The 9,348-nt window shown below is 67.9% G+C and carries 7 protein-coding genes; 4 read left to right on the top strand and 3 right to left on the bottom strand.

The window, feature by feature from the left end:
- Positions 1-103: 103 nt before the first annotated feature.
- Positions 104-2,326 carry a DNA helicase PcrA gene (gene pcrA, locus V5E28_RS48345; RefSeq protein WP_336217071.1) on the top strand — a complete coding sequence of 741 codons (2,223 nt, stop codon included), beginning with the start codon at positions 104-106 and terminating at the stop codon, positions 2,324-2,326.
- Between the two features lie 200 nt (positions 2,327-2,526).
- Here pcrA and V5E28_RS48340 read toward each other — a convergent pair whose 3' ends face one another.
- On the bottom strand, positions 2,527-3,537 hold the full coding sequence (locus V5E28_RS48340; RefSeq protein ID WP_336217070.1) for a L,D-transpeptidase: 1,011 nt from the start codon (positions 3,535-3,537) through the stop codon (positions 2,527-2,529).
- A 506-nt stretch (positions 3,538-4,043) separates the two neighbouring features.
- Between V5E28_RS48340 and galE the strand changes: the two genes are divergently transcribed.
- Positions 4,044-5,027, top strand: a complete 984-nt coding sequence (gene galE / locus V5E28_RS48335; protein WP_336217069.1) for a UDP-glucose 4-epimerase GalE — start codon at positions 4,044-4,046, stop codon at positions 5,025-5,027.
- Positions 5,028-5,103: 76 nt separating this feature from the next.
- On the opposite strand, the gene V5E28_RS48330 is transcribed toward galE, so the two are convergent.
- Together V5E28_RS48330 and V5E28_RS48325 are read right to left on the bottom strand one after the other, a co-directional pair.
- Positions 5,104-5,997, bottom strand: a complete 894-nt coding sequence (locus tag V5E28_RS48330) for a hypothetical protein (protein ID WP_336217068.1) — start codon at positions 5,995-5,997, stop codon at positions 5,104-5,106.
- A gap of 155 nt (positions 5,998-6,152) precedes the next feature.
- Entirely contained in the window at positions 6,153-7,037 is an 885-nt protein-coding gene (locus tag V5E28_RS48325; protein ID WP_336217067.1) for a hypothetical protein, read from the bottom strand.
- Between the two features lie 216 nt (positions 7,038-7,253).
- On the opposite strand from V5E28_RS48325, the gene sucC reads away from it, so the two are divergent.
- Positions 7,254-8,435, top strand: a complete 1,182-nt coding sequence (gene sucC, locus V5E28_RS48320) for an ADP-forming succinate--CoA ligase subunit beta (RefSeq protein WP_336217066.1) — start codon at positions 7,254-7,256, stop codon at positions 8,433-8,435.
- A 3-nt stretch (positions 8,436-8,438) separates the two neighbouring features.
- On the top strand, positions 8,439-9,314 hold the full coding sequence (gene sucD, locus V5E28_RS48315; RefSeq protein WP_336217065.1) for a succinate--CoA ligase subunit alpha: 876 nt from the start codon (positions 8,439-8,441) through the stop codon (positions 9,312-9,314).
- Positions 9,315-9,348: the final 34 nt, after the last annotated feature.

Below are 9,348 nucleotides of genomic sequence, written 5' to 3'. Positions count from 1 at the left end.
CGTTGGCACAACGAGCTTTCAGCTGTCGGCATTCCGGGCGCCGTTTGTCGGTGGAGGGTCATAACCTAGGTGCGTGCCGACCCGAGTCTCTGTTGACCACCCCTTGCTCGATGGCCTCAACCCGCAGCAGCGCGAGGCCGTGATCCACCATGGCAGCCCGTTGCTGATCGTGGCTGGGGCGGGCTCGGGAAAGACGCGGGTGCTCACCCACCGCATCGCCTACCTGCTGGCCGAGCGCGAGGTGCATCCCGGGGAGATCCTGGCGATCACGTTCACCAACAAGGCCGCCCGCGAGATGAAGGACCGCATCGACCGGCTCGTCGGCCCGCGCTCCAAGGCGATGTGGGTGATGACGTTCCACAGCGCCTGCATGCGCATCCTGCGGCGCGAGGCCAAGCGGCTCGGCTTCCCCTCCAGCTTCTCCATCTACGACCAGGCCGACTCCCAGCGGCTGATGGCGATGGTCTGCCGCGAGATGGACCTCGACCCGAAGCGCTATCCGCCCAGGTCGTTCTCCGCCCAGGTGAGCAACTTCAAGAACGAGCTGATCGACTACGAGACCGCCATGGACCGGGCGGGCTCCCACCTGGAGAAGACGCTCGCCCAGGCCTACAAGAGCTATCAGCTCAAGCTCACCGAGGCCGGCGCGATGGACTTCGACGACATCATCATGAACACGGTGACGTTGTTCCAGCTCTTCCCCGAGGTGGCCGAGCACTACCGGCTGCGGTTCAGGCACGTCCTGGTCGACGAATACCAGGACACCAACCACGCCCAGTACATCCTGATCAGGGAGCTCGTGGGCCGTCCGGAGCTGCGCACGTCCGACGGCGAGCTGGTCCGCTCCGGCGCCGACCAGTCGCAGCTCTGCGTGGTCGGCGACGCCGACCAGTCGATCTACGCCTTCCGCGGCGCGACGATCCGCAACATCCTGGAGTTCGAGCGCGACTATCCCGACGCGCGCACCATCCTGCTGGAGCAGAACTACCGCTCGACCCAGAACATCCTGGCCGCCGCCAACGCGGTCATCTCGCGCAACGAGTCGCGCAAGCCCAAGAACCTCTGGTCCGACCAGGGCGACGGCCCCAAGATCGTCGGTTACGTGGCCGACAACGAGCACGACGAGGCCATGTTCGTCGCGCAGGAGGTCGACCGGCTCAGCGACGAGGAGGACGTCAAGGCGGGCGACGTCGCGGTCTTCTACCGCACCAACGCAGCGTCCCGGGTGTTCGAGGAGATCTTCATCCGCACCGGCCTGCCCTACAAGGTGGTCGGGGGCGTGCGCTTCTACGAGCGCAAGGAGGTCAAGGACCTGCTGGCCTACCTGCGGCTGCTGGCCAACCCGCTCGACGTGGTGTCACTGCGCCGCATCCTCAACGTGCCCAAGCGCGGCATCGGCGACCGGGCCGAGGCCATGGTCGAGGCGTTCGCCACCCGTGAGCGCATCCCGTTCTGGGAAGGCCTGCGCAGGGCCGACGAGGCGCCGGGCATGGCCACCCGCTCCCTCAACGCGATCAAGGAGTTCGTCGCGCTGGTCGAGGAGCTGATCGCCAAGGGCGAGGGCATGCCGCCGTCGGCGCTGGCCGAGGAGGTGCTGATCGCCACCGGCTACCGGGCGGAGCTGGAGGCGTCGGAGGACCCGCAGGACGAGTCCCGCCTGGAAAACCTCAACGAGCTCATCTCGGTGGCCTCGGAGTTCGAGGAGGCCAATCCCGAGGGCACGCTGGTGGAGTTCCTGGAGCAGGTGTCGCTGGTGGCCGACGCCGACCAGATTCCCGACGCCGACGGCGGCCAGGGCGTGGTGACGCTCATGACCCTGCACACCGCCAAGGGCCTGGAGTTCCCCGTCGTCTTCCTCACGGCCATGGAGGACGGCGTCTTCCCGCACATCCGCTCCCTCGGCGAGCCGAAGGAGCTGGAGGAGGAGCGCCGCCTGGCCTATGTCGGCATCACCAGGGCCCAGAAGCGCCTCTATCTCACCCGTGCCGCGGTGCGCAGCTCCTGGGGCTCGCCGTCGTTCAACCCCGCCTCTCGATTCGTCAGCGAGGTGCCGGGGCCGCTCATCGACTGGCGCACCGACCCGAACAAGTCCGCCTGGAACGCGGCCACCCGCCGCGAGCCGGCGCCCGCGGTGGCGGCCAAGAAGAGCGGCGGTCGCACCGTCCCCACCCTCAACCCCGGCGACCGCGTCTCGCACGACGCGTTCGGCCTGGGCACGGTGGTGTCGGTGGACGGCGTGGCGGAGAAGACCAAGGTCAAGATCGACTTCGGGTCCGGAGGCGAGAAGACGCTCCTGCTGGCCTACGCGCCGGTGGAGAAGCTCTGACCTGACGGCGATCCCCCTGGTACGGCTCCCGCCCGCTGTGGCCGTACCGGATTGTCGTCCGGTGGATCGGCGCGGTGGACAGCCCCCTTCCGGGGAGGAGCGGGTGCCCCCATATGCGGGGTCCGGCGCGCCGGGAAGGCGGGGTGCGGCACGCCGAGAAGGGTGGGGTGCGGCGCGCCGGGAGGGCGCGCCGCGTGGCGTCAGCTCTGGGCGGTGCGCAGGGCGCTGCCCTTCTTCCACTGGGTCCAGTTGAGCTGCCAGTAGCTCCAGCCGTTGCGCCAGTCGAGCTGGCGCTTGGTTCCGACGATCTTGACCACGTCACCGCGCTGGGCGATGCCGTAGAACCACTTGGCGCCGGCCGGGGTGGCGCGGACGCAGCCGTGGCTCTGGTTGGAGCGGCCGAGATACTGGTAGTCGCCGTAGCTCTGGTGGACGTACTCGCCGCTGTCGGAGATGCGGACCGCCCAGGGGATCTGCTCCTTGTAGTAGCGCGGATCCTTGGGATCGGTGACGCCCATCCACGACGAGGTCATGGTCTCCACGGCCTTCTTGCCCATCGTCAGGTGGACGCCGCTGGTGGTCAGATAGACGTCGGTGCCGTTCCTGACGAGGCCGCCGCGGCCCGCGCTGATCGGGATCTTCTTGGCCAGCTTGCCGTTCCTGTAGACCTTCATCACGTGCTTGCGGGTGTCCACGAGCGAGATGTTGGCCGGGCCCACCGCGAAGCGGCGGCTGACGTCCTTGGCGGCCTCGTTGCCGGGGATCTGGCTGAGCAGGGCCTTGAACAGGACCTTCTGGTTCGGCTTCCAGTAGAACTTGGTCCGGTAGACGACCTTGCGGTCCGACACCCACCGCCAGGCGCCATCGACGGGCTTGTCCGCCTGGACCTGCAGCACCTCCTCCGCCGCCGCCCTGTCGCGTACGTCGCGGTCGAAGGTCACGATGATCGGGAACCCGACTCCCACCTTTTCCGACTTCTCGCCCATGGGAGTGATGTCGGCGATGCCCAGCTTGGGCTTCCTCGACGTGGCCGTGACGGCCACGCCGGCGGCCCGGCCTTCCGGCGCGTCCGGGCCTCGCGTCTGTACGGCCGCGCGTTGGGTGGACGTGCCCTGGGCCGCGGGGTTGTGCGTTACGGGTGCGCCTTCCGCCGCACAGGCCGCCACGGTGACCAGGGCGGCCACGGCCAGCATCCGGGGGAAGAGTTTCAAGGGTCGTACTCCTGGACTGAGTGCTCGCGACAACGCGTCTTGCTTAGGTGTGACAAACATGACGGGTGTTTCGTGGGCGAATAGGGCGTCACAATGTTGTAACGGTCCAATTTGTGACATTCCGGCCATGAAGTGTCCCGTCGTGGTCGTGGTCGTGGTCGTGGTCGTGGTCGTGGTCGTGGTGGGTCGGTGTGGTCGAGGTGCTTCGCCGGCAGGCGGCGGATGCCTGGTGGCCTGTTGGCCTGGTGGCGGATGGTCTGGCCCGGGCGTGTGTGCCGAAGGGCTTGGTGGCGTGGGGGTGGGTGCCGAAGGGCCGGGCGGTGCGGTGGGCGAGGGCGGGTGTGGGGGCTCGGTGGGTGGGGCGGCCGGGTGGTCGGCTCTGGAGGGGGGCGCCGGGGGGCCCGGCTCGGGGCTGTGTCGAGGCTGGGTGGGCCGGTGCGACGGGGGGAAGAAGCCGGTTTCTGGGTCGTACGGAATCTTCGGCTCTTGGTGGATAGGGTGCTCGGGTGCGCGTATTGATCACGGGTGGGGCGGGTTATATCGGCAGCACGTTGGCGTCGGCGTGCCTGGATGCGGGGATCACGCCGGTGATCCTCGACAGCCTGGTCACCGGGCGGCGCGAGTTCGCCGAGGGCCGGGTGTTCTACGAGGGGGACATCAGCGACGGGTCACTGATCGACCGGATATTCACCGAAAATCCTGACATCGCGGCCGTCGTGCACTGTGCGGCGTTGATCGTGGTGCCCGACTCGGTGGCCGACCCCGTCGGCTACTACCGGGCGAACGTGGCCAAGAGCCTGGAGTTCACCGGCCACCTGCTGCGCAACGGATGCCAGCGGATGATCTTCAGCTCGTCCGCGTCCATCTATCAGGCGGGCGACGACCACACCGTGGACGAGGAGTCTCCACTCGCCCCGCAGAGCCCGTACGCGCGGACCAAGGCGGTGTGCGAGGCCATGTTCGCCGACATCGCCGCGACCCAGCCGATCGAGGTGCTGTCGCTGCGCTACTTCAACCCGATCGGCGCGGATCCCCGGATGCGCACCGGGTTGCAGCTACGGCGGCCCAGCCACGCGCTCGGCAAGATGATCGAGGCGTACGAAGAAGGCGTGCCGTTCCAGATCACCGGCACCGGCTACCCGACGCGTGACGGATCGGGCATCCGCGACTACGTGCACGTCTGGGACCTGGCGGCGGCGCATGTGGCGGCGCTGGAGCGGTTCGACTCGCTGCTCCCCGAGACGGCGGTGATCAACCTCGGCACGGGATCGGGGACCACGGTCCGTGAGCTGGCCGACGCGTTCAACCGGGTCGTGGACCGGCCGATCTCCCTGGTGGAGACCGGGCCGCGGCCCGGCGACGTGGCTGGGGCCTACACCCGCAGCGACCGCGCCGGACGGCTGCTCGGCTGGCGGGCACGTTACTCGGTCGAGGACGGGATCAGGCACTCGCTCGAGTGGGCCCGCGTGCGCGACTCCCGCCTGAAGTGACACACGGGCACGTCCCCATCCTCCTGGAGGACGGGGACGTGCCGCCGGCGGTGACCCACGGTCACCGCCGGAGGGCTTACTGGTTGCCGAGACCGTTGAGCAGGTCCAGGTTCTCGAGGCTGTCCTCTTCGCCGCCCTCGTCGAACTTGGTCGTGACCTCGTCAGCGGACGGGGCCTTGATGGAGACCTTGCCGCCCCAGCCGCTGTAGCGGGTGTCGACGCTCATGGTCTCGCTCTTGCCGGCGTTCGACATCACGGCGCCCAGGGGCACGGTCGTCAGCAGCCGGGTGGGCAGTCCCTTGGCGTTCACGCTGAGCTTCCAGCTGATCTGGCTCTTCTGCGCCTTGGCCTTGGCGCCGCCCAGCATCGACGAGGAGCGGAACCAGGGCGAGGCCTTCCGCAGCTCACCAATGGTGATCTTGCCCGCGTACCCGCCGGCGACCGGCTTGGCGCTCTTGAGCAGGGTCTTGAGCGTGGCCGGCTCGACGATGTTCAGCGGCTGGCCGTACAGGCCGGTGAAGCCGCCGACCGGGCCGTTGGGAGCCTTGTACCACGTCTTGCCCTCGGGCAGGAGCCCGGACCAGAGGCTGCCGGACAGGTAGGAGGTGGTGCCGATCCTGATCGTGCGCTCGGGGACGAGGAGCGCCTTGAACAACGACTGGTCGTCGCCTTCGGCGCCCAGGTCCTCCAGGTCACTGGCCTTGATGTTGAGCTTGCCGGTGATGTCGGACGCGGCGACGCCGGACCTGCCGAACTGGAAGGTGCCGGTGCGCCGGACGAAGACGGCGCGGGTCCGGCCGTCGTCCATGACGGTGCGCTCGGTGAACTTCACTCCCTTGCCGGCGACGAACTGCTTCTTCACGGCCGTCAGCGGGTTGGCCGGCGCCTGCGTGGCGGCGGCCGTCGCGGGGGTGGCCGTCATCAGCGCGGCGGCCGAGGCCAGAGCCAGGCCGGCGAGCATTCGGTTCATATGGATTTCTCATTCCATGAGGGGGATGTGACAAGGCGAAGCGGAGGCCCTGAACGGGGCCGGTGAAAAATGGCAGCATTTCCCCGGAAGCGGGCTCCTGGGGTGTCATCGAGCTAAGGGGCGAACCCCCGCAAACCGGCGACGGGGAAACAGATCTAGCGGTTCTGACCGAGCAAGTCGATCGAGTTTTCCGGCATATCCTGAAGCGCGTCAGCGTCGAGGTCCTCGAAATCGACCCACTGCGACTCAGGCGGCGCCTTGATCTTGATCTTGGCACCCCAGCCGGTGAAACGCGACTCGGTGACGCTCTTGCTGGTCCCGAGAACACCGAAGTCCATGGTCCATTCGCTGACCACCCGGCTCACCAGGCCCCTGGAATCGGTGTCCAGCAGGTATTTCACCTGGATCTTGGCCAGGTGGCCGTCGACCTTCTCGCCGCTCGTGAGGCCGGCGAGCTCCTTGAGGGAGATCGCGCCCCGATAGTCGCCCTTGACGTGCTTCGCCTTCGCCACCAGGGTCTTCAGGAGCTTGGCGTCGAAGATGTCGATCATCTGGCTGACGCCGGAGCCGGACTCGGCCGGGAAGCGGACCCATTTCCTGTCCTCGGGCAGGTTCGTGCCGTAGACGCCTCCTTGGGCGTAGCTGTAGCCGCCCAGGGACAGGATGCGCGTCGGGCCGAGGGTGGCGAAAAGCTTCGCCTCGGACTTGTCCATGCCCTTGGCGGGCTTGAAGCGCTTGGACAGGTCGGAGGCGACCACGCCGGATTCACCGAACTCCAGTGAGCCCGTGATCCTGGTGATGATGCCCGCCTTGCCGTCTTTGAACGTGCGGTTGGTCTCGGAGATTCGCACTCCGTGTCCGGGTGAAAACTGTTTGTTCACCGCTTTGACCGGGTTGACGGGCGCGGCCTGCGCTGGTGCCACCGTGACCAGCGTCGCCGCGGCGCCGAGTGCCAGCCCGGCAATGATTCGCTTCATGCGGATCCTTTTGAGATGAATACGAAGTGGCCACGAATCTTGCCAATCGAAGATCACGGCCATATCTCGCCCGATGCCTCATTAGAGGGAGAATCGGTGCACTTTCCGTGCAGGGGGCGTCCTGCTGAAGTGAGATCACCGTCACATCGCGGGATATCTGCTACCCGATGACCTGCGCGGGTCAAGCTTGGGGCTAGGCTTCACTGGCGGAATCGCCCGGCACGCACGGGGTGGCCCGGGCCGTCGAAACATCAGTCGGATAAGCAAGGACGGACCCTCGTGGACCTGTTCGAACATCAGGCGAAGGAGCTCTTCGCGGACTACGGCATTCCGGTGCCACGCGGCATCGTCGCCCACACCGTGGAGGAGGTGCTAGCGGCGGCGCAGGAGCTGACCGGTCGCGTTGTCGTCAAGGCCCAGGTAAAGACCGGCGGGCGTGGCAAGGCCGGTGGCGTCAAGGTGGCAGACGACGCCGCCGACGCCGTCGAGAAGGCGACCGCCATTCTCGGCATGGACATCAAGGGCCACACGGTGCACAAGGTGCTCGTGGAGGAGGCCAGCGCGATCGAGGAGGAGTACTACTTCTCCTTCCTGCTCGACCGCGCGAACCGCACGTTCCTCGCGATCTGCTCGGCAGCCGGTGGCATGGACATCGAAGAGGTCGCGCACAGCGCCCCGGAGAAGGTCGCCAAGGTGCCGGTCTCGGCGCTGACCGGCGTCGACCGGGCCACGGCGCGCGAGATCGCGGCGGCCGGCGGGCTGCCGGAGAAGTCGCTCGACGGCGCGGCCGAGCTCATCGAGAAGCTGTGGTGCGCCTTCGTGGACGAGGACGCCACGCTGGTCGAGGTCAATCCCATGATCCTGTCGGCTGACGGTCAGGTGAAGGCGCTCGACGGCAAGGTCACCCTCGACGACAACGCCACCTTCCGCCAGCCCGACCACGAGGCCTTCGCGGACAAGTCGGCCGAGGACCCGCTCGAGGCCAAGGCCAAGGAGAAGGACCTCAACTACGTCAAGCTCGACGGCGACGTCGGCATCATCGGCAACGGGGCGGGCCTGGTCATGTCCACCCTCGACGTGGTGGCCTACGCCGGAGAGTCCTTTCCCGGCAAGCCCTCGCCGGCCAACTTCCTCGACATCGGCGGCGGCGCCTCGGCCGAGGTCATGGCAGCGGGCCTGGAGATCATCCTCTCCGACCCGTCGGTCAAGTCGATCTTCGTGAACGTCTTCGGCGGCATCACCGCCTGCGACGCCGTGGCCAACGGCATCGTCTCGGCGTTCAAGCTGCTCGAAAGCCGTGGCGAGGCGGTGACCCACCCGCTGGTGGTCCGCCTCGACGGCAACAACGCCCTGCTCGGGCGGCAGATTCTGGCCGACGCCGCACTCCCGCGGGTCGAGCTGGTGGACACGATGGACGACGCGGCCAAGCGGGTCGCCGAGCTCGCTGCGGTAGGTGCGTAACTCATGGCTATCTGGCTGACGGAAAACAGCAAGATCATCGTCCAGGGCATGACCGGCGGCGAAGGCACCAAGCACACCCGTCGCATGCTCGCCTCCGGCGCCCGCGTGGTCGGCGGCGTCAACGCGCGCAAGGCCGGCACCACGCACGAGGGCCTGCCCGTGTTCGGCACGGTCAAGGAGGCCATCGAGAAGACGCGCGCCGACGTGTCGGTGGTGTTCGTGCCGCCGGCGTTCACCAAGGACGCCGTCAAGGAGGCCATCGACGCGGAGATCCCGCTCTGCGTGGTGATCACCGAGGGCGTGCCGGTCCACGACTCGACCGAGTTCTGGGCGTACGCGGTGGCCAAGGGCAACAAGACCCGCATCATCGGTCCCAACTGCCCCGGCATCGCCTCCCCCGGCGCCTCCAACGCCGGCATCATCCCCGCCGACATCACCACGGCCGGCCGCATCGGCCTGGTGTCCAAGTCCGGCACGCTGACCTACCAGCTCATGTACGAGCTGCGTGACTTCGGCTTCTCCACGGCCGTGGGCATCGGCGGCGACCCGGTCATCGGCACCACGCACATCGACGCCCTGCAGGCCTTCCAGGAGGACCCGGGCACCGACGCGATCGTGATGATCGGCGAGATCGGCGGCGACGCCGAAGAGCGGGCCGCCGCCTACATCGAGCAGCACGTCACCAAGCCGGTGGTCGCCTACGTCGCGGGCTTCACCGCCCCCGAGGGCAAGACCATGGGCCACGCGGGCGCCATCGTGTCGGGCTCCGCGGGCACCGCCCAGGCCAAGAAGGAGGCCCTGGAGAAGGTCGGCGTCCGCGTCGGCAAGACCCCCTCCGAGACGGCCAGGCTGATGCGCGAGATCATGCAGTCGCGCTGACCCTCACGACGGCGAAGGCCCCGCAGGTGATCTT

The organism is Nonomuraea sp. LPB2021202275-12-8, from assembly GCF_037044575.1.
Lineage (GTDB): Bacteria > Actinomycetota > Actinomycetes > Streptosporangiales > Streptosporangiaceae > Nonomuraea.
The sequence above is the reverse complement of the archived record's forward strand: the minus strand, read 5'-3'. Positions and strand labels throughout refer to the sequence as shown.